Genomic DNA, 20,953 nt, shown 5'->3' with positions numbered 1-20,953 from the left:
TTGCGCCTGAAAAGCGGTCGTTTGCGGGCTGCCGTGGGTCAGGGCAAGGATTGCGCCGTCGGCGCTGCGGAAATAAAGGTTGTCGTTGCTGACCACCCAGACGGCGTATTCGCTCCAGTAGCGGTCGTACACCGCGCCTTGGTTATAGTAGATGTAGAAGCCAAAATCGTAGGGCCGCGTGTTATATAGCCCACTGGCGCAGTAGTGCGAAGCGCTGAAGGCACACGCGTTGATGTCATCCTGCGAGGTGACCACAGTGGAGAGGCGCTGCGAGGTGATCCGGTTGGCAAGACTGCCGCGCGCGTCGGAGCGGTCTAGGATGCGCATGGCAAAGCCGGCCTCCCAGTGCCCGCCAAATAAATAATCGCCGGCCATGGAGACATTGGGTTGTTCGTCAGTGGGGAGGAAAGGCACGACTTCAGGGTTGGGCGGCCAGTCGTAGGCGATGAAGCGCACGTCACCGCCCTGCAGGCCGCTCACCGTGCTATCATCTAGCACCATCTCGCCAAAGTGGGAGTCCCAATTCCATTCAGGGGGGTAGGCATGGGTGGCGCGGACGATGATATAGACCACCTCTTTTCCGTTCGGTAGCCGCTTGACCACCGGCTGCGGCCCCATCGGCAGATAGTCGTTGTCACCGTAACCCCCGTGGGCGACGTTGGCGATGTAGGGCACGCTGCCGTCGTCCAGGTCCAGCACGAAGAGCGCCTGTTGCCCCGGATTGTTGGTCAAGAACTGGCGTATATCGCGATTGATCTGCGGCCAGGGTGTCCACATGAGGCTCCAGGGCAAGCGCACCTTGACCAGCACGTAGCCGGCGCCGTCGGCGATAACCGGCCAGCCGTAGCGGTACTCGGTGGGGTCGATGAAGTTGCGGCTGGAATGAACCGGCCTCACCTTCCACTTGCGGCTGCCGTCTTGATTGTTGATGGCGTGAACGTACAAATCCGGCTCGGTGGCGACAATCACTACGTTCCGTGAAGGAGAGTAAGCCGGCGGCACGGCAACGGTCACGCCGCTTTCGGCGTTGTAGGTCCAGAGGCGCTGCAGGGTTTGTTTGTCAACGGCGAACACCGCATTGCCCATGGCGAATAAAACCCGGTCGCTGAGGACCGCCGGCGGCAGCGGCAGCGTGCTTGCGCGGTTCGAGTTGAAGGAGCCCAGAATCACTCCATCGCTGGCGCGTAATTTGTACAGTCTTCCGTTGGACGAGACGACAAAGACCGCCTGGGTAGTGAAGTCGTAAGCGACGGTAGAACGCACATCGCCGATTCCGCCGCGCTGCCAGATGGTCTGACCGGTGGATTCGCTGAGGGCATACACGCCGTCAGCCCCGGCGGCGATGTACACCCTGCCGCCGCCGGTGACCGGCTGCACATTGCGTGGCAAACTCCCGTTTTGGGTGACCTTGGCGATTCCGCCGCTGGCGTCAACCCCGTTCCAAATCCAGCGCAAACGCCACGGTGGGGGGACAGTTTGAGCAGTGTAACTGGTGTGCATGGCGTCATGCGCGTGTTGACTCCATTCACTGGCCCCGCTCTCTTTGGCAATCAATGGCAGAAAAAGTGGTGTTCCACTAATTGGCAGCATGAAGGCCTGACCAGGTCGAGGAAGAACAGATAAGAATAACGCAATGCACAAGATCGTGGAAGAGACAATAAACAAAGGCAATCTGCGGGTGGGCATGGCTTAACTCCTTTCCTGCCCCAAACGTACAATTTGGACAATTCTGACTGAAAATATTATACAGTAGCAAAGTATGGGATTTTATTTACGTTTTTGTAAGGCTAACTCACTTGAAATAAAGCCTGAGTGGGAGCTCGGCAATTGTCAATATGAAAAAAGGGTAGGAGCAAGGACTGGCCAAGAGCCTGCAAAAGTGATAACCTGATAGGCATTATGCTCAGCGAATTAAAATTACCACGCCTGATCAAACAATTGGAGCAAGCCTGTGCAGGCTTTCCAGACATCCGCACCGGGAAAAAACAACGTCTATGAGATAGCCAACGTAGGGATGAGCGCTTTTTCGGTATTTTTCACGCAAAGCCTATCGTTCTTGGCGCATCAACGCGATATAAAATTGCGCAAAGGACGTTGTAACGCCGAAACCCTCTTTCGTCTTGAATGAGTTACCCAGCGACAACCCAATTCGGAACTTATTGGATCCTGTCAGCTCAGCGTATGTGCAACCGGTTTATTGGGACCTCTTTCTGGCATTGGAAGGAAGCGACGTTTTGAAAAAGCAGCCGCTCATTTGTTAATCAGTGGTTGGTAGCGATCGATGGGATGGAATACTTCTCATCCAAGGCGATCCAGTGTGAGCATTGCAACCATCGCGAACTGAGCAATGGAAAAACGAACTACTTTCACAGCGTCTTCACCCCTGTGATGGTCCAGCCAGGAAATGAGACGGTGATTTCGCTGGAACCTGAGTTCATTGTTCCACAGGATGGGCATGACAAACAGAACGGTGAAACCCAAGCGGCCAAAACGGTGGGTAGAAAAGTGGGGCGATTTCTACGCCAAGCGAGGCGTCACCATTCTGGGCAGCGATTTGTTCAGCCGCAAGCCGTTTTGTCGAGCGCTGAAAGACCAACACTACCACTTCATCTTGGTGTGCAAGCCCGGTTCACACCTGTAACTGTACCAGACGATAGCCTTCCTGGCAGCCAATGAGGTACTAGGCTGCAAGGTCGTTAGGCGTTGGGTGGGGAAATATGCGGAAATCTCCACCTATCGCCATGCCAATCAACTTCCATTGGCCGGGGAAGCAGATGCCCTGGTCGTGAACGGGTGCGAAGTGACCATCACCCGCGAAGATACGGGAAAACAACTCTACAAGAATGCCTTCGCCACCGATTTTGAAGTTACAGATACCACCCTCGAAGCGATCGTGCGAGATGGACGGGCACGCTGAAAAGTCGAAAACGAGAACCATAATGTCTTGAAGACCAATGAGCGGCGCTGTCCCGCTGCCTGACGATTTGCCAGTCGTCTGGTTGACTGCTTTGACTCATTTCAAACCAATGGCCGTCTCGCCACAGGCGCTCCCCGCTTGGGCATATTGAGAATTGCTAGTGGGAGTTGTATGTCCAGGAAAGGCCGTTTATAATGGAATTTGCTTACTTGTTTGTTCAGACCAGACGCGCAATATCGTGCTTGTAGGCCTGGTTCACGGTGTCATAGACTATCTATTGATTGGGCTGGAGACGCAGTTATCCTTTCTCATTTTGTTGGCTTGCATCGGTCTGACCGCCATTGCCCGCTTGCTGCCTGCCGGTCAAACAAAGCACATGGATTGACCATTAAACCCGGTGAAAGGGAAAAATGAGTCGCATACTTGTTTTTTATTTTGTACTGGCCTATTTTCTGAGTTGGTGCGCCTACGTTCCGTTAGCACTACAGGGGCAGGGCTTGCTGAGCGGAGTCCCTCACTGGCTGCACCTAGCGGCGGGTTATGGGCCGCTGCTGGCAGCCTTCATCTTAACCGCCTGGATGGGCGGTTTGGCAGGGTTGCGCGAACTGTTCGGCAGGCTAACGCACTGGCGCATTGGCTGGATCTGGCTGACGGCGGCCTTGAGTCCGCTAGCGGTGTTTGGCGTGGTCGTGCTAGTCATGCGCTTGGTGACGGGGACCTGGCAGGCGGTGACTGGATTTGGTCGGGTGGCGGAACTGCCCGGCCTGAACTGGGCGGCTGGCTGGCTGGCATGGATTCTCATTTCCGGGCTGGGCGAAGAGACCGGCTGGCGCGGCTTTGCTCTGCCGCGTTTGCAGGCACGCTACAGCGCGCGGGATGCCTCGTTCATCCTGGGGCTGCTGTGGGCTGGCTGGCACGCTCCGGCGTTTTTCTATAACTACGAACTCTCGCTCTTTTCTGTGCTGGCCTTTGTGGTGGGGATTGTCGCTGGAGCAATGGTGCTCACCTGGCTCTACAACAGCACCGGCGGTAGCGTGCTGGCCACCATCCTGTGGCACGGCACCTACAATGCCGCTGTGGCAGACAGCGAGGGCGCAGTTGCCGCGGCGATTACAGTGGCGGTCATCCTGGCCTTTGTCCTAAGTGTCCGCCGCTACGGGCCGGAGACGCTCTCGCCACGAGAGAAACAGGTGTTGGGTACAGCAATACATCCGAAAAAAGAATAGCACTGTCTTGACCTACTGCCTAAACTCTTGTCAATCTAACTAAATGCAGCCTTTAGAATGTTCAGTTATTTTAGAAAGAATCTGACATCAGAAAGATTTTTTATAAGAATGGCCGAGCTCATGTTCTATTTATGGCTGTTTTGTTGCCATTATGGTGTTCGGCTATTTTCTCCTTCCTGAAGGCTTGCTTCGTGGTAGATACCCTGCTCAGAATTAGGATACATCTACTCATTTACTTGTTTCCACTCTTCAGATTTTTGTATTCAATCAACTTCTGTGGCGATGACTCTGTTGGGTAACGCATTTTCATCAAGGAAAAATCCGGAACAGGATTGCCTTCCCACTGGCTATCTCGTGTTTTTATACAAACATTCATCAATGCAGTTACCTTAGGCACATGGTCATTTTCTGTCGTTACAGAAGCGCTTCCTTTGCTGGATAGAGCCATTGGAGTATTTGATGCTTTGCACGAAGCAGCGCTTTGGGAAATTAGCGGACAATTGCTTATCCTGTGCGCTCCGCAAAAATATCTATCATCGGGACGGATGGCAATAAAACCTGGGTCAAAAGTTGGAAGGATGTGGGATTGTGAAAACAAGAAGCTTTTATTATTTTGTGGGGTTCATGCCATGCATGATGGCAAAAAAGAACGAAGAAAGCAGAATGCCGAGCCAGGGATGGTAACACGCTCCGATGTGGCTGGCAGCATCCAGCCGCGTGTCAACACTTCTTCCGCTGCGCCCTGAATGAACCAGCCGGGCAAAAGAGCGAGCAGCACGCCACCCGGCGCCGCCAGCCCCGCCCGTGCCGGCTCGCCTGCTTCGGGGGCCACGTAGCCAAACAGCGCCATCAGCCCGACTGCTGTGCTAAACGTCAGCGCCCCAATCAGCAGACCGCGCCTATATGTCCACAGTGCGCCGCACCGCTCAAATCCTAGCGTGGCGAACGGGCGTTTCTCATAAAACCGTACCCACAGCCAGACGAGCAATATCAGCACGCTGAACGATGTGACCAGCTCCAAGCTCATCAACAGCCTGGTCAGCCAGGAGGGCTGAATCATCCCTGATTCGGAAAAACCGCTCAGCAACATCTGGATCAGCGCCACGGGCGCGCCAACAAATGATGAGACGAGCAGCATCAGGCTTGCCAATGCAAACATGCCCCACCAAGGGGTGAGCCGTTGCCCTTGTCTGGCTAAATAGTATAGGCGGTTGTTTGTAATCCACTTCTATACAGCCTCTTGATTAGAGCTATAGGCGTTGCCTCATACCGATATATGTTGCCCAATTGCCTATTTCAACCATTATTCCTCTTCTTCCCATAGATCTTTAGGATGCGCCCCATGATGAATAGGCGGTATTTCCTGCGTCCGGGCGCGGGGGGAACGGCTTCCAGGTCTTTCAGCATTTGAAAGATCGCCTCGCGCACTTGGATGAACTCCTGCTCAGCAGCGTAAAACGAATGGTCACGGGTGGCAAATGTTTCGGGCATATGGTGGTTGGCCCGATAGGATGTGCCGTGTCAGTTCTTGCACCATGCCACTGCCGTATAGTTGCATATGGCTGGCAAATTGCTCCAGCCCGCCGAGTTGGTTCACATCTGCCGGGTCAATCAAATCGATTACCGCCGAACAGAATCGTTCCTCAATGCCGTTGACCAAGTGTGTGACTTAGATGACGCCCGCTTCCACCATCTAGTGAATATGCCGGTAGAGCGAGGGTCGGGGAATATCGGGCAAGCGCTTGGCGAGTTGGTTAATCGAAAGTTCTTCGGCATCAAGCGCCTGAAAAATGCGCATCCGTGCTGGGAGATTGACGATGGCAAAGTTTTTGAGGGGCATGGTTTTTTAGAAAACGTTTTTTATGCCCAATTAAGGCAATAACATTGGGAACACAAAATGTCAACAGAGGAATGTGGAGATTTCTTAACGATCGGTAGTTTCGCCAAAAGTTAGCATTGAACTAAAAAACGAACCTCGCTACGGCATTTTCTGAGACATACAGGAAAGTAAAGAGGAAAGGGAGGGCAAGAGCTTGTCTTTTCGCTCACTGCCAACAAACAGGAGCGCTTCAATACTGGTCAGCTGGTGGTCATAACAGGGGCAGATAGGTTTGAAAAAGTTCTCCCGCCCGCTGCGGTTATTTCTTGATCTCGGCCATCAGACTGCGCAAGGAGCGTTTCCAGTGCGCTTGATGATGAATGCGTTTATATTCGGCCAAAGAAAGGCAAAGTTGCTTGGGGCGATAGGCGAGCATGGTGGTATATTGCAAATAATTCATTGCTAGGTTCTGGGTTTGAGCCCTGGGCAAGGCGTCTGAAGGATCGTTCAATTTGACCATCTACGTTACCGAGAGGTCAAGATTTTTATAATTCTGGGAAGAGAGAACGAAGGGTCGCTCTAAGGAGAATACGCTCAGAAGGGCAAATTACCAAAATTCACCCAAATTTGTGAGTTTGCTTTCGCGGCTCTCATGCTAAAATCTTAGTGCATGGCCCATCCCAGACAATCTTATTTGGAGGTCTATATGTCTGAACTTAAAACCACTCTGGCGGGTTATGTCACCTACCGCGGTCGTGAGGGTCACTGGAGCTTCCTGCTTCATCGCATAACCGGTCTGGGCGTCGTACTGTTCCTCACTATCCATATCATTGACATTGCTTTCGTTTACTTCAACCCCGTCCTGTTTATGAAGGCAATTGAGATTTACCGCTCGACTCTCTTTGGTGTTGGGGAAATTTTCTTAGTATTTTGTGTGTTTTACCATGGAGTGAATGGTTTGCGTATTGCTTATCTAGACCTCTTCAAGCCGCAGGGTTGGCACATTGAAAGTCAGCGCCGGTCTGTGCGTTGGACGCTGGTTATTGCTCTGGTGTTGTGGTTGCCCTCTGCGTTTTGGATGTTGCGCAACCTTCTCATCCATAACTATGGTCTGTTCGGAGGTTAGGAGGCAATTATGGCATCTGTATCTCAAACCGTGCGACGCGTGCGGGTTAGGCCGAATTACGAGACCATTGCCTGGAAATGGATGCGCTATAGCGCATTTGCGATGATTCCCTTGGTGTGGGGACACATGATCTTACAGGATGTAATTGTGGGCGTGCATCGCATTGATCTGGATTATGTGGCAATGCGCTGGGCCAGTCTGTTCTGGCGCGTTTATGATACCCTGCTGTTAGGTTTTGCCTTTGCTCACGGGGTAAATGGCCTACGTCAGGTGCTAAATGATTTCATTCACGGTGAGCGGGCGCGTAAGGTCATGAACTGGTTGCTTTTCCTGTTCTGGCTGATTATCACCCTGATAGGGGGGACGGCGCTGATAGCTGGGGTAAATCGGGCTTTTCCTTTATCCTAGGCAAGGGAGGTAGTAGTATGGTTCACACCCATACGTATGATGTTATCGTTGTTGGGGGAGGCGGCGCTGGCCTGATGGCCGCATTGTACGCTTCCAAGCGAGCGCGTACGGCAGTGATCAGTAAACTCTATCCCACCCGTTCGCATACAGGCACAGCACAGGGAGGAATTGGTGCAGCATTAGGTAACCTGGAAGAAGACCATTGGGAATGGCATGCTTTTGATACGGTAAAAGGCAGCGATTATTTGGGGGATCAAGATGCCATTGAGTTTATGTGCCGGGAGGCCATTCAAGCCGTTTATGATCTGGAGCACATGGGATTGCCTTTCTCGCGCACTCCACAAGGCCGGATTGACCAGCGTTTCTTTGGGGGACATACAAACAATATGACAGGTAAGCCGGTCCGACGTTCGTGCTACGCTGCCGACCGCACCGGGCACATGATTCTTCAAACTTTGTATCAACAGTGTATCAAAAATGGAATTCGCTTTTTTGATGAGTTTCAAGTGATGGACCTGCTGCTTCAAAATGGTGCAGTTGCGGGTGTTGTGGCTGTAGAACTTGCAACGGGTGACCTTCATGTTTTCCATAGTAAGGCCGTGGTTTTTGCTACTGGCGGACACGGTCGCATGTGGGAGGTGACCTCTAATGCGTATGCTTATACCGGTGATGGAGTGGCGGTGACTCTGCGCCGGGGCATACCGGCTGAAGATATGGAGTTCTTCCAGTTTCATCCCACAGGCATTTATAAATTGGGCATCCTGATTACCGAGGCAGTGCGTGGCGAGGGCGGTGTGCTCATCAATGGTCAGGGAGAGCGTTTCATGGAACGCTATGCCCCTCGTATCAAGGATCTGGCTTCGCGCGATGTTGTTAGTCGGGCGATCTACCTTGAAATCAAGGAGGGGCGTGGTGTTAATGGCAAGAATTACCTTTATCTCGATGTTCGCCCTGAGACGGTAAATTACTATGCTGAAAAAGATGGCCGTACCCGTCCGGATGGATCGCCTTACCGCGTAACAGCAGAGGAGATCCTAGCGAAGATCCCGGATATTACCGATTTTTGCCGTACTTACTTGGGGGTGGATCCGGTCAAGGATCTGATCCCGATCCAGCCGACGGCGCATTACGCTATGGGGGGCATTCCCACCAATAAATACGCTGAGGTCGTTATCGACTCACGGAATACTGTTTTGCCCGGTTTGTATGCAGCGGGTGAGTGTGCCTGTGTGTCTGTTCATGGGGCTAATCGCTTGGGGACTAATTCCCTCGTAGACTTGGTGGTCTTTGGTAAGTATGCAGGGATCAAAGCGGCCGAATATGCTAATGGGGTGGATTTTCAACCCCTGCCGGAGGACCCGACGGACTTCACGCGGCAGCAAATTGAGGCCTTGCGTCATGGTGACGGGCGCGAAAAAGCGTCTCAGATTGGACGCGAATTGCGGCATCTGATGTTTGATAAGGTGGGAGTGTTTCGAACCGAAGAAGGGCTACAGGAAGCGGTTGAGAAAATCAAGGAGTTGCGTGAGCGTTTTCGCCACGTTCGTGTGAGCGATAGTGGGCGGGCGTTTAATACCGAATTACTTAACACTTGGGAACTAGGAAATTTGCTTGATCTTGCTTTGGTCACCGCTGTTTCGGCGCTTGAGCGGAAAGAAAGCCGAGGCGCACATGCGCGTGAAGACTATCCCAAGCGTGATGATGAAAACTGGCTCAAACATACTCTGGCATGGTTAGATGGCGATCGTGTCCATTTGGACTATAAGCCGGTGGTAATCACTCAGTATACCCCTAAAGAGCGAGTTTATTGATCCCTTTGAGGAGAGAAAGCCATGGAAGTCCGCGTGCGAGTATTCCGCTTCAACCCTGAAATTGATCGAAGGCCACGCTATGACGTGTTCACGGTAGAAGCCGAGCCCATGGATCGCGTGCTTGACCTGCTGGAGTATATTCGAGGGGATATTGACGGCACCCTCTCTTTTCGCCGTTCATGTGGGCACGGTATATGTGGTTCAGATGCCATGCGGATCAATGGGCGGAATATGTTGGCTTGCAAAGCCCTAGTTAAGAACTTTGAGACCAACGAGATCACGGTCGAGCCCCTTTTAGGCCTACGGGTTCTCAAAGATTTGATTGTTGATATGGAGCCTTTTTTTGAGCATTATCGCTCGGTGTTGCCCTACTTGATTAATGATGAACCACTCCCAGAGGATGGAAGGGAGCGTCTGCAATCGCCAGCAGAGCGTGAACGGTTTGATGACACGACCAAGTGCATTCTCTGCGCTGCCTGTACAACCTCGTGTCCTTCATTCTGGGCAGATGGGCACTATGTAGGACCAGCCGCGATCGTTAATGCCCATCGTTTCATTTTTGATAGCCGTGATCGCGCGGCGGCTCAGCGCCTAGAGATCCTCAACCAACAAATGGGAGTTTGGCGCTGTCGCACGGCGTTCAACTGCACAGAAGCCTGTCCGCGCGAAATTAAGGTTACTCAGGCCATTGCTGAAGTTAAGCGCGCTATTCAAACTGGGCGCTTGGACTGAATCACAGGGGGTAAATAAGCCAGATGCCAGGGTGAGGGGGGCACCCTGACATCTGGCAAATTAAATTTACCATAGTCGGCACTGAAAATCAAGCCCCAAATTTCCACGTTTTTGTTGAGCCCACACGTGGATCGCAGGTCATAGCGCTAGTAGAAAGGAGTTAAGCGCTGACTGAATGGCGATTGTCAAGGCGGAGGACCTGATCGTGACTCTGCCAGATGAAAGGAAGAATATTGTAAAGTGATTGTTAAATAAAGGCAAAGAGGTGTTGAGTATAATGAGTGCGAAATCCTTGTGGTAACAAGATCGGAATCTTGCACCCCCAAAGCGGAGGTAACATGGCGCTCGAACGCGGCACAAGAAGACAACTGAACGATCAACCAGAAACCTCGGGTTCCTTCTGGAACTGGGTAACAGGTGGTTGGCTTGTGTTGGCAGCAATTGGAGTAACGCGTGCAGACTGGTGGTTTACCACTTATGTGCCTGGTCAATGGCCAGCAGGTAACTGGTTGGCATTGCTCTTAGGAGCTCTCGTGGGGGCTTTATTCTGGCTTTTGGCTTATAGTACAATGGCTCGCATTATAGCCTCACCGGGCAGTGATTATTATATAGCGACTCGCTTCTTTAGCCCGTCATTGGGTTTTGCGGGGTCATTTGTGGGAATGATTGCCTCTGCTTTGTTTGCGGGGGGGATGGTGGCTGCCTTTTTCCGTTTTTGGTTACCCGGTTTATTTCAAGTGGGTGCGCTGGTACTGCCTCAGTTAGGGCTTGATTCCCTAGCTGAGGCCTTTCAAACCTCTCAGATGGCAGCCCTATTGGGAACCGTCGGCATTTTCCTGGCGTTCTTACTTGTCCTGTTTGCTCCCCGCGGGGTTAAGTTCCTCCTCGGCGCGGGGGCTTTTCTGGTTGTTATATGGGGTATCCTACTAGTGGTTTTCCTGCTGCTTCCGTCTGACAATTTTGCTCGTGCCTACGAGAGTTTATATGGGAGTGGGGTAGTAGAACGTCAAGTTAACCTGGCAGTCTCCTTTGGTTTGATCTTGACTCGACGCCCGGTGTCCTCGTTTTTAATGGGAATGGGGTTGAGCCTGTGGTTCCTTCAGGGAGGCCTCGTGGCATTGTCTGCGCTTGATTGGGGACGAGTAAAACGCTCCTCGTTGGGCTGGCTCATAATGCCTTTGCTTGTATTGATTGTTCTATTGGGGCTGGTCATTGCCTTTTTGCAAGATGCTCTTCCTGGTAATCTCCTGGCGGCTCATAGCTGGCTCTACTTGCACCAGGCAGCACAGGCTGAGTTTTTCCTGCCCTGGTCGGTTTTCTACCTTCTCCTTGCCCGCCCTTCACTAACGTTGTTAATCTTTTTTGTTTTGCTATGGAGCGTGCTTTTGCTCAACCTGCTTCAAGCCTACCTTTACTCGGTTGCCCAGATTATAGCTGGCTGGGCTAAGGATGGTTTAGTGCCATCAAGCTGGGGTTACCAGCGACGAGGGCAGCAGGTGCCGGTAATGGCTTTGTTTATAACGGCCTTTCTGACTTTATTGGGGATGACAGCTGGGTTGCACGGTGCCTGGATGGCATTGGTGGTTTATTATCCTTACGCACTGGCAGTGTCAAGTTTGGCACCATTGCTGGCCTTGATCTTGTATTTATGGCGGTTTCGCGATCAGATTGCAAAGTCAGTTTCGATTTTCCAACGGGTGAAATTCCTGGCGGGGAAGATTCTGGTTGGGTTAGTGAGCCTCGTCATTGCTTTGAGTGTCTTGTGGGGAACGGTTGGTTTTTCTCGAGAACTGCGCCTTCCTCGCGAACTGGGTTTTGCGATAATCCTGCTATGGGTGGCTGGCCTAGGGTTGTATTGGGGACGGTTAAATTTTTGGAGGCAGCGGGGATATAACTTGGATGAGAACTTCCGCAGTGCCCCAACACATCCTGAGTGAATCCTTGCTTTTGATAAAGTGATTAGGCACTAATTCCTCTGAAGAGGTGATTTTATCAAAACCCGCGTCAAGAACGGGTTTTGATATAATTGCGGGGGTTTGAATATATGCAGAGAGGATCTGTGTTATGGATAAAAAAGAGTATCTGGATCTTTATTACCAAATGGTGGTCATTCGCCGTTTGGAGGAACGTGCTGCTGAGCTCTACCAGCAAGGCAAAATAGGCGGATTTTTGCATCTTTATATTGGTCAGGAGGCGGTGAGCACTGGCATTATTTCGGTGCGACGGCCTGAAGACCGGGTTATCACGGCTTACCGCGATCACGGCGTAGCCATCAATTGCGGGGTCTCTGCTAAAGAAGTGATGGCTGAGTTGCTTGGGAAGGCGACCGGGTGTTCAAAAGGGAAAGGCGGATCTATGCACCTGGCGGATGTTTCGAAGAACTTCTGGGGGGGACATGCTATTGTAGGTGCGCATTTACCGATCGCTGCTGGACTGGCCCTTGGGGATGTTTACCAGAATCAGAAAGCAGTGACCATTTGTATGTTTGGTGATGGGGCGACCAATATCGGTTTTTTCCATGAAGCTCTAAACCTTTCCAAGGTTTGGAACCTTCCAGTGCTGTGGGTGTGCGAAAATAACAAATATGGGATGGGAACAGCTGTGGAGCGTGCCTCGGCGGTGCCGGAGATTGCGTTGAAAGCGGATGCTTATGGCATGAAGCGTGATCAGGTAGATGGCATGGATGTAATCAAAGTACGCGAAGTGGCTGCCCGCATGCTCGAGGAAATCCGTTCTGGTAGTGGGCCGCAATTTCTGGAGGTCGTTACCTATCGTTTCCGGGGCCATTCGATGGGCGATCCGGAGCGCTATCGTACGTCAGATGAGGTGCGTAAGTGGCAGCAGGATGACCCCATTGGGGTTTACCACAATTACTTGCTGGCGCAAGGTATAGCCACCGAGGATGAACTGCAAAAAACGATTCGGGAAGCGGAGGAAGAGGTGGAAGAAGCTGTTCGTTTTGCTGAGGCTAGTCCGGAGCCGGCACCCGAAGACCTTTATAAACACGTTTATGTATCAGAAACCTGCTGAGTTGAAAGGGATGATGTTATGGCTAGAATAACAATGCGTGAAGCCATTTCGCAGGCTTTATGGGAAGAAATGGAGCGTGATCCCAAGGTCTTCATTATGGGCGAAGAGGTAGGAGTTTGGGGAGGAACCTATGCGGTTACCCGTGGTTTTTATGACCACTTTGGCCCGGATCGTGTGCGGGACACCCCGATTTCTGAAGCAGCCATTGTGGGTGCGGCCATTGGGGCGGCTTTAGTGGGTTTACGCCCGGTGGCTGAAATTATGACCATCAACTTTGCTTTTGTGGCGATGGATCATATTGTCAATGAGGCGGCTAAATTTCATTACATGTTCGGTGGGCAGATGGTCGTTCCCTTAGTGATCCGCACGGTTAGTGGGGGTGGGCGGCAATTGGGAGCAACCCATTCCCAAACCCCAGATGCCATTTTTGCGCATTTCCCTGGACTTAAGGTTGTGGCCCCTGGAACGCCTGCTGACGCTAAGGGGTTGCTTAAGGCAGCGATTCGCTGCGACGATCCGGTGTTCTTTATCGAACACGCCACACTCTATCAGTTACGCGGGGAAGTGCCTGAAGGTGACTTTACCATCCCGATTGGTCAATCAAAGGTACAACGTGAGGGCCGGGATGTCACCATCGTGACTTATAGCAAGATGCTAGACACTTCCCTCAAGGCGGCTGAAGAGCTAACCCGCGAAGGCATTGAGGTGGAAGTGGTGGATTTGCGTACGTTGCGACCATTGGACATGAAGCCCGTGTTGGAGTCGGTTAAAAAGACCAATCGTGCGGTTATTGTGGAGGAGGGCTGGAAGTCCTATGGGGTAGGCGCAGAAGTAGCTGCCCGAATTTACGAAGAGGCGTTTGACTTCCTAGATGCTCCCGTTAAACGGGTGGCCCAAGTTGAGGTGCCTCTGCCGTATAATCGCACCTTGGAGCAAATGGCTTTGCCCCAAGTTAAGGATGTGGTTCAGGCTGTGAGGGAGGTGCTCTGATGGCAGAGATTGTTACAATGCCCAAATTGGGTTTTGACATGGCGGAGGGAACTCTGGTACGCTGGTTAAAAGCGGAAGGCGAACCAGTGACGAAAGGGGAGATACTGGCAGAAATTGAGACGGATAAAGCGACCGTTGAAGTTGAGTCCACGCATAGTGGTGTCGTGCACCGCTTGCTGGTCGAAGCCGGGACTGTGGTGCCGGTAGGTACGCCTATTGCCATCATTGGCGCGCCAGGAGAGAAGCTTGAGGAGAGCCTGCCGAGTGAAAAAGCCGCTGAAGCCGTGGAGAAAAAAGTTCCCGCTCCAGAGCCTCCTCAGACCGCGGAGATGGAGCCAACCCTTCCTCAACCCGAGACAGTGGGTGCTCTTACTGGTGAACGGGTCAAGGCATCACCTTTAGCGCGACGAATTGCGCGCGAACACCAGTTAGATCTTCGTCAAATACAGGGAACAGGTCCAGGAGGACGAATTGTACGCCGTGATGTTGAGGCTGTATTGGCTGCTCAACCTGAAGCGGTACCCTCCCCAGTAAGTGCTCTGCCCGGCGAAGCAGCGCCATCTAAACCGCCTGAAGTGTCTTGGCTACCTGTTGGACAAGTATCTGAAGATCAACGTTTGCCGGTAGACCGCTTGCGTGGTATCATCGCTCGCCGTATGGTCGAGTCCAAGCAGCAGGTGCCTCACTTTTACATCACCCGTGAGTATGACATGCGGGCACTGATGGATCTGCGCAAGGCCTTGAATGCGGAATTACCGGAAGATCAGAAACTGTCTGTTAATGATTTCATCATCAAAGCAGTAGCCCTCGCGTTGCGCCAGTTCCCAGCTCTGAATGCCGCGCTGGTAGGTAATGAAATTGTGCGTTATGGGCATGTCAATATTGGGGTGGCGGTGGCTCTTGAGAATGGATTAATGACGGTTGTCTGCCGTGACGCTGATTTGAAACCTCTACGTCTCATTTCCCAGGAGATGAAGGAAATGAGCGCACGTGCCCGTCTGGGTAAGGTACGTCCAGAGGATATTGAGGGGTCCACCTTCTCAATTAGCAACCTTGGCATGTTTGGCGTTGAGCATTTTATAGCGATCATCAATCCCCCTGAGGCAGGCATTTTGGCCATTGGAGCCGTCCGCGAAGTGCCAGTGGTTCAGAATGGCGTTTTGGGAATTGGTACGCGGATGAAGGCCACCCTTTCCGCTGATCACCGTGTCACAGATGGAGCAGAGGCAGCCCGTTTCATGCAATTGTTAGCCGAATTTCTGGAACATCCATTGCGATTAGTGCTCTGAGAACAAAAACGCTGCAAAACTGGGCAAGAGTTCAACAGACTCTTGCCCAGTTTTGGCTAAGGTCGCCGCTCGTAGACGCGGGTATACAGTTCTAAAAATTCGGCTACTTGACGAATATAGTTTTGAGTTTCCGGGTAGCGAATGATCTCGAGGAAGAGATCGGGGTCCCCACCGGCAAGATCTAGCCAAATCTTGGCATTACCAGGGCCTGCATTATAAGCGGCTAGAGCGGCATACCAGTTGCCGTTGAAGTAATCGCGTTGCAAAGCCAGATAGCGGGCTCCCAGTCGAATGTTGATCGTGGGATTGAGCAGATCCTGTTCCTGAAAGTTGGGGGGCCAGCCATAACGGTTGACTAGATCGCTGGCAGTGGCCGGCATCAGTTGCATTAGCCCGTAGGCGCCTGCCGAGGACTGAACGAAACTTTCGAAGAAAGATTCCTGTCGCATGAGGCTGAATATTAGTAGGGGATGAAGATTCTCTCTGGCAGCTGCTTCCATAACAATGGGTTTGTAATACAGACCAAACCGGATGTGATTGAAATAGGCAGGGGCTTCCAGGGTTTGGACGGGGGGCAGACCTGCAAGATCCAGAAGGCGCCGGGCAGAAAAAATGGCCGTGCGGTAGGCACCCAAATCCAACGTGTAGTTCATGAGGCGGTACAGGTTGGCTGGATCGTTTTCGAAGGACTGGCGGAGCGCTTCAAATAAATCACGTGCTTTAATGGGATACCCTAAGCGCCAGAGCAGGTCAGCCCGCTGGAAAATCGGGTTGGCGGTTAGGGCGCCTGGACCGGCGAGATCTTCCTCGGGGGAGATGTTGAATCTTTCGCGTAGCCATGCCTCGGCCAATGGACGTTCCAAATCGAGATCATAACCAAGATCGTAATTAAGAGGGCCGGTGAACGGCGGCGCATTATCCAGTAGCTCCCTTGCCCGAATGCCATAATACTCCAAGGGATCCAACGAAGCGGCTTCTTGCCAGGCTTGACGCGCTTCCTCTGAGTTCCCATTTGCCAGGTGACATTTCCCAATCCACAGCCAAGCCGCTGCACGGTCGGTAGGGTTATCCCCCAAGACGAGGAAACGCTGGAATGCAGTGAGCGCTTGAGGGTACTTCTGAGCGCGATAGTAAGCGATTCCTGCCAAAAAGAGCGCGCGGTAGCTGAGGTCGGAGGATGGATAATCGTTGATCAAGTTTTCCCACCAAGTAGCCGCTTCGGTGAGGTAACCGCCTCGTTCAAGAATGCGGGCGATCTCAAAACGAACTTCCACCGCATCGGGAGCCGCCGGGGCTTGTTGTAGATAGGTCTTAAGGGTGTTGGCAGCAGCATCGTAGGTTTCAAGATAGGCCCATTGAGTGTAGGCCAATTCGCGCCAAGCGTTAGGCCAGAGTGAATCGTCAGGATGGGTTTGGATCAGATCTTGCAATTCGCGAACGGTTTGAGTGTAGTTTCCCAAGGCACGCCAGGAGAGAGCGCGGTAGAAATGGGCTTTACCTGGATGGTCAGGATTGGTGTTGATGTAACGGGTGAACGCTTCAATGGCATAACCATATTGACCTGCATAGTAATCCACAAGGCCGCGTTGGAATTCGTCAACAGGTTGACCGGAATTTACCAGTGCCACCAGGCCGGAGTAGGAATCGTAGGCGCGTGGGAAGTTATTGACCGAATCCATGAAACGCGCATAGGCTTGTTCCGGATACCCCAATTGGAGGTAGATTTGTCCGATACGAAGGTTCATTTGGGCCTTGATGTAATCATTGGTTGAGGACTCATACACTCTCAAAAATTGGGTTAGAGCATTGGTAAAGTCATTAGACGCGGCATAGGCTTCGCCAATTTTGATTTGCAGCGAAAGGGTGTCTCCCTGCGTGGCCTGTAAGGCTGCCTGGTAGGCCTGGATAGCACCCTTGTAATCGCCAGCGTTCATTAGGGCATCGCCGCGCAAGGTTTGGACAAAATCATCCAGGATTCCTGGCTTCAAATTCAGAAAATGCGCATAGGCGTCGGACGCTTTAAGATAATCTCCCTGGGCGTCATAGGCACGACCCAGCCAAAAATGGGCTTCAGCAGTGACTGTGGATGGAGGGTGTTCTTCTATTAGGGTGCGAAAGGTATCAGTGGCTTCGGCAAAATTGCTTTCCTGAAAATAGGTTTTTCCTATTCCCAGGAGCGCTGCAGCTTGCAAGTCCGAGTCAGTAGTGCTAAGGGCCGCACGGCGATATTCCTCGCGCGCAGCCGCAAAGTCTCCAAGTTGCATCAGGGTTTCTGCGCTGCGAATACGCGTGGTAGGGCTAGGGGTTGGCGTAAGCGTGGGTGAGGGGGTTACGACAGGAAAGCCAGATTGGGGCGAGAGCATATCGGGGGAGACGGTCTGGCTGAATTGAAGGGTGTCCAGGGGTAGATTGCACGCCAGTGCCACCCAAACCAAGAGAAAGGGGATAAGGAGGATACGTGGCTTATGCATGGTAGTTGCCTTATACTTGAGGTTGGCTTTTATGTCAACTGCGGTTGGGAAAACGGCTTTCGTTCTGAATACCAGGAGTAAAATTAACCCTAAAAGGCAAATATATGCGTATATTCTGGAGCAAACCTCAGTTGCCTTTCGGATGAATACTTAAGAACATCCTTTAATAATTGAGTTCACCGATAAGGAGTTGATCTCATGGATGCCCAGACCCTTTTACTTTCACAATGGCAATTTGCGATCACTTCAGTTTATCACTTCTTTTTTGTTCCGTTGACCCTGGGGCTCTCAGTTTTAGTTGCTATCATGGAAACGTTTTATGTGCGCACTGGTAATGAGCTTTATCTACGCATGACCAAATTCTGGGGAAAGTTATTTGTGATTAACTTTGCTATGGGGGTTGTGACCGGAATTGTGCAAGAGTTTCAATTTGGGATGAATTGGTCTGAGTATGCTCGTTACGTTGGGGATGTTTTTGGTGCGCCGTTGGCAATTGAGGCCCTATTAGCCTTTTTCGTAGAGTCCACCTTTTTGGGGGTGTGGATTTTTGGTTGGGACCGACTTTCGAAGGGCATGCATGCGCTAGCAATGTGGTTGGTGGCAATTGCCTCAAATCTTTCTGCGTTTTGGATCTTGGTGGCTAACTCTTTCATGCAAGCCCCGGTTGGGTATGCGGAGCAGGGTTCCCGCTTGGTGATGCAGGATTTTGGTGCTCTGTTGACTAATCGCTATGTGTGGGGGCAGTTCCCACATACTGTTTTTTCGGGGTTTACCACAGCCGCGTTTTTTGTTTTAGGGATCAGCGCATATCATCTGTTGCGTAGACGCCACGAGGAGATCTTCAGGCGCTCATTTCAAATTGCTACTGTGTTTGGTGCTCTTTCCATTTTTATGGTGATCTTAATAGGTCATACCCAAGCCCAGCGGATGGTGGAGTTTCAACCCATGAAGATAGCTTCGGCTGAGGCATTGCTTTACTCCGAGAATCCGGCTTCGTTCTCACTTCTTAGCATTGTGGATCAGGCTACAATGCGTGAAATTGTTTCGATTCGCATCCCTAGGGTACTCAGTTTGCTAGCATACAATCGCTTAGAAGGAGAAGTCAAGGGGGTCATAGATCTGCAAAACGAATACCAGGCACGCTTTGGACCGGGTAATTATGTGCCGAATATTACAGTTACTTACTGGTCATTCCGCCTTATGGTTGGAAGTGGCTTTCTCATGTTTTTCCTGGCAGCCTATGCGCTCTTCCGTGTAATGCGTCGCGAGATTACCCAACCGATCTTTAGGTTTCTGAATGTGTACCCGTTGGCTATGGCCTTGCCCTACTTGGCCAACATTAGCGGCTGGCTTTTGACCGAGATGGGGCGTCAGCCCTGGGTTGTTTATGGGAAACTTCGTACGGCGGACGCGGTCTCTCCCAATCTGACCGGAGAGATGGTGTTGGTAACACTAATTGGGTTCACCCTGGTTTACGGGATACTGATGCTGGCTGATATCTACCTGCTTGCGAAGTACGCTAAAGTTGGACCAGAACCTGTGCAGGCAACTCGATCGTTAGAAGAACAGGCCTACTGGGAGTGAGTACCAAGGAGGTTGTCATGGACTTGAACACCTTGTGGTTTCTGTTGATCGCAGTTCTGTTTATTGGCTACTTTGTACTGGATGGTTTCGATTTGGGAGTTGGAATCTTATTACCTTTTCTGGGTAAGAAAGATACAGAACGGCGGATGATCATCAATGCAATTGGCCCTCATTGGGATGCTAATGAAGTCTGGCTGATTACAGCAGGTGGCGCAATGTTTGCGGCTTTTCCAGTTTGGTACGCCACGCTCTTTAGCGGCTTTTACCTTGCCTTTTTCCTGCTATTGATCGGGCTTATCTTCCGTGGCATTGGTCTGGAGTTCCGTAGCAAGGATGAAAATCCGGTTTGGCGCCGTTTCTGGGATTGGGCCATTTGTGTGGGCAGTTTCATCCCAGCATTGTTATGGGGAGTAGCGTTAGCTAACTTTGTGCGGGGTGTTCCAATTAATGAAATGAAATACTATGTTGGTCACTTTGGGGATCTTCTTAATCCCTACGCCTTATTAGGAGGTTTGGTCTCCCTTTTAGGTTTTACTTTACATGGGGCTCTCTTTCTGGGGCTCAAAACAGGGGAGCCCATCCTGAGCCGTGCTCGCCATGCGGCCCGGCGGCTTTGGTGGCCGACTACTGTGACATTATTGGCATTTACGGTTTCCACTTACGTTTTTACGGATATCTACCAACGTCTTGGGGTTAATCCAGGGCCGGTGCCCATCGGGGCTGTGCTCTCGCTGATGGCGGCGGGGTGGTTTATCTATCAGAAGCAGGAAGGTTGGGGGTTCACAATGACCACCCTGACGGTCGTTCTCTCGGCTAGCACCATTTTTCTGACCCTTTATCCGCGTGTGCTGGTCTCCAGCCTGGATCCCAATTTCAGCCTTACCATTTACAACAGTGCCTCGGGGATAAATACGCTACGTACAATGACCATCGTAGCACTGATTTTGGTGCCTTTTGTGCTGGTTTATCAGGTTTGGAGTTACTGGGTCTTTCGGCGGCGTATTACTGGCCGGCAAGAGGAACTGCACTATTAGATCGGGTTTTTTATTCCGAGTTGGGTTTCGTAGATAGCCTTTACCAATTACCTTCGTGGGCTTAGAATTATGCAGGCACTTCAAGAATGAGAGGTGAAGCATGAGTCCATGGAATAAACAGCCCGTTGTGGCTAATAATGCGCCGAAGGCAATTGGTCCTTATTCAATGGCCGTCAAGGCAGGTCCTTTTCTTTTTATTTCGGGCCAGTTAGGTCTGGACCCCGCCACGGGTGATCTTGTCAGTGGTGGGATTGCAGCCGAGACCCGCCAAGCCCTAAGTAACCTTAAAGCCATTTTAGAAGCGGCAGGCAGTAGCTTGGAGGCCGTGGTAAAAACGACGGTCTTTTTGCGTGATATGGGCGAATTTTCCACCATGAATCAAGTCTATAATGAATTTTTTGTTCAAAACCCTCCCGCACGGTCGGCTATTCAAGCTGCAGCCTTGCCGCGTGGCGCGGCGGTTGAAATTGAGGCGATTGCCTTGCTCCCGGATGAGTCCTTGTGATGGAAGGCATG

20 protein-coding genes are annotated in these 20,953 nt (G+C 51.6%); 14 read left to right on the top strand and 6 right to left on the bottom strand.

Translation table 11 applies throughout. The features are described 5' to 3' along the window. A partial coding sequence (locus Q0721_RS09190) for a PQQ-binding-like beta-propeller repeat protein (RefSeq protein WP_299028656.1) occupies positions 1–1,686 on the bottom strand: 1,686 nt, incomplete at its 3' end. Positions 1,687–2,455: 769 nt separating this feature from the next. Between Q0721_RS09190 and Q0721_RS09185 the strand changes: the two genes are divergently transcribed. The 3 genes from Q0721_RS09185 to Q0721_RS09175 all read left to right on the top strand — a co-directional run bounded on the left by Q0721_RS09185 (position 2,456) and on the right by Q0721_RS09175 (position 4,143). Beyond that, the gene (locus tag Q0721_RS09185; RefSeq protein ID WP_299028653.1) at positions 2,456–2,641 is read left to right on the top strand and encodes a hypothetical protein; all 186 of its coding nucleotides are present in this window, start codon (positions 2,456–2,458) and stop codon (positions 2,639–2,641) included. A 66-nt stretch (positions 2,642–2,707) separates the two neighbouring features. Then, a complete protein-coding gene (locus Q0721_RS09180) occupies positions 2,708–2,917 on the top strand; it encodes a hypothetical protein (RefSeq protein WP_299028650.1) in 210 nt (69 codons plus the stop codon). Positions 2,918–3,327: 410 nt separating this feature from the next. Further along, positions 3,328–4,143 carry a type II CAAX endopeptidase family protein gene (locus tag Q0721_RS09175; protein WP_299028647.1) on the top strand — a complete coding sequence of 272 codons (816 nt, stop codon included), beginning with the start codon at positions 3,328–3,330 and terminating at the stop codon, positions 4,141–4,143. Between the two features lie 622 nt (positions 4,144–4,765). Here Q0721_RS09175 and Q0721_RS09170 read toward each other — a convergent pair. From Q0721_RS09170 to Q0721_RS09155, 4 genes are all read right to left on the bottom strand, one after another. Then, the gene (locus Q0721_RS09170; RefSeq protein ID WP_299028645.1) at positions 4,766–5,170 is read right to left on the bottom strand and encodes a hypothetical protein; all 405 of its coding nucleotides are present in this window, start codon (positions 5,168–5,170) and stop codon (positions 4,766–4,768) included. Between the two features lie 269 nt (positions 5,171–5,439). Beyond that, entirely contained in the window at positions 5,440–5,634 is a 195-nt protein-coding gene (locus tag Q0721_RS09165; protein WP_299028642.1) for a hypothetical protein, read from the bottom strand. 202 nt (positions 5,635–5,836) lie between these two features. Continuing rightward, on the bottom strand, positions 5,837–5,941 hold the full coding sequence (locus Q0721_RS12385; RefSeq protein ID WP_366519208.1) for a helix-turn-helix domain-containing protein: 105 nt from the start codon (positions 5,939–5,941) through the stop codon (positions 5,837–5,839). A gap of 340 nt (positions 5,942–6,281) precedes the next feature. Further along, complete coding sequence (locus Q0721_RS09155; protein ID WP_299028637.1) at positions 6,282–6,473, bottom strand: hypothetical protein; 192 nt, start codon at positions 6,471–6,473, stop codon at positions 6,282–6,284. 195 nt (positions 6,474–6,668) lie between these two features. Between Q0721_RS09155 and Q0721_RS09150 the strand changes: the two genes are divergently transcribed. The 8 genes from Q0721_RS09150 (at position 6,669) to Q0721_RS09115 (ending at position 15,348) form a co-directional block, all read left to right on the top strand. Next, positions 6,669–7,088, top strand: a complete 420-nt coding sequence (locus tag Q0721_RS09150; protein ID WP_299028634.1) for a hypothetical protein — start codon at positions 6,669–6,671, stop codon at positions 7,086–7,088. A gap of 9 nt (positions 7,089–7,097) precedes the next feature. Beyond that, positions 7,098–7,496 carry a hypothetical protein gene (locus Q0721_RS09145; protein ID WP_299028631.1) on the top strand — a complete coding sequence of 133 codons (399 nt, stop codon included), beginning with the start codon at positions 7,098–7,100 and terminating at the stop codon, positions 7,494–7,496. A gap of 17 nt (positions 7,497–7,513) precedes the next feature. After that, positions 7,514–9,307 carry an FAD-dependent oxidoreductase gene (locus Q0721_RS09140; RefSeq protein WP_299028628.1) on the top strand — a complete coding sequence of 598 codons (1,794 nt, stop codon included), beginning with the start codon at positions 7,514–7,516 and terminating at the stop codon, positions 9,305–9,307. 21 nt (positions 9,308–9,328) lie between these two features. Further along, entirely contained in the window at positions 9,329–10,039 is a 711-nt protein-coding gene (locus Q0721_RS09135; protein WP_299028625.1) for a succinate dehydrogenase iron-sulfur subunit, read from the top strand. Between the two features lie 338 nt (positions 10,040–10,377). Then, positions 10,378–11,976, top strand: coding sequence for a hypothetical protein (locus Q0721_RS09130; RefSeq protein WP_299028622.1), 1,599 nt, complete (start codon positions 10,378–10,380; stop codon positions 11,974–11,976). Positions 11,977–12,103: 127 nt separating this feature from the next. Further along, the gene (gene pdhA, locus Q0721_RS09125; RefSeq protein ID WP_299028620.1) at positions 12,104–13,069 is read left to right on the top strand and encodes a pyruvate dehydrogenase (acetyl-transferring) E1 component subunit alpha; all 966 of its coding nucleotides are present in this window, start codon (positions 12,104–12,106) and stop codon (positions 13,067–13,069) included. Positions 13,070–13,087: 18 nt separating this feature from the next. Then, positions 13,088–14,059: an alpha-ketoacid dehydrogenase subunit beta gene (locus tag Q0721_RS09120; protein ID WP_299028617.1), complete on the top strand. Its 972-nt coding sequence runs from the start codon at positions 13,088–13,090 to the stop codon at positions 14,057–14,059. Continuing rightward, the gene (locus tag Q0721_RS09115; RefSeq protein WP_299028614.1) at positions 14,059–15,348 is read left to right on the top strand and encodes a dihydrolipoamide acetyltransferase family protein; all 1,290 of its coding nucleotides are present in this window, start codon (positions 14,059–14,061) and stop codon (positions 15,346–15,348) included. Before Q0721_RS09120 ends, Q0721_RS09115 begins: the two co-directional genes overlap by 1 nt. Positions 15,349–15,404: 56 nt before the next feature. Here Q0721_RS09115 and Q0721_RS09110 read toward each other — a convergent pair whose 3' ends face one another. Next, on the bottom strand, positions 15,405–17,819 hold the full coding sequence (locus tag Q0721_RS09110; protein ID WP_299028611.1) for a tetratricopeptide repeat protein: 2,415 nt from the start codon (positions 17,817–17,819) through the stop codon (positions 15,405–15,407). Between the two features lie 198 nt (positions 17,820–18,017). Between Q0721_RS09110 and Q0721_RS09105 the strand changes: the two genes are divergently transcribed. The 3 genes from Q0721_RS09105 (at position 18,018) to Q0721_RS09095 (ending at position 20,942) form a co-directional block, all read left to right on the top strand. Next, a complete protein-coding gene (locus Q0721_RS09105; RefSeq protein WP_299028609.1) occupies positions 18,018–19,403 on the top strand; it encodes a cytochrome ubiquinol oxidase subunit I in 1,386 nt (461 codons plus the stop codon). A gap of 17 nt (positions 19,404–19,420) precedes the next feature. After that, the gene (cydB, locus tag Q0721_RS09100; RefSeq protein ID WP_299028606.1) at positions 19,421–20,437 is read left to right on the top strand and encodes a cytochrome d ubiquinol oxidase subunit II; all 1,017 of its coding nucleotides are present in this window, start codon (positions 19,421–19,423) and stop codon (positions 20,435–20,437) included. Positions 20,438–20,537: 100 nt separating this feature from the next. Continuing rightward, positions 20,538–20,942: a RidA family protein gene (locus Q0721_RS09095; RefSeq protein WP_299028604.1), complete on the top strand. Its 405-nt coding sequence runs from the start codon at positions 20,538–20,540 to the stop codon at positions 20,940–20,942. Positions 20,943–20,953 lie beyond the last annotated feature (11 nt).

Origin of the sequence: uncultured Thermanaerothrix sp., from assembly GCF_938028735.1 — a bacterium.
GTDB lineage: Bacteria > Chloroflexota > Anaerolineae > Anaerolineales > Anaerolineaceae > Thermanaerothrix.
This window is presented reverse-complemented; position numbering and strand designations above follow the sequence as displayed.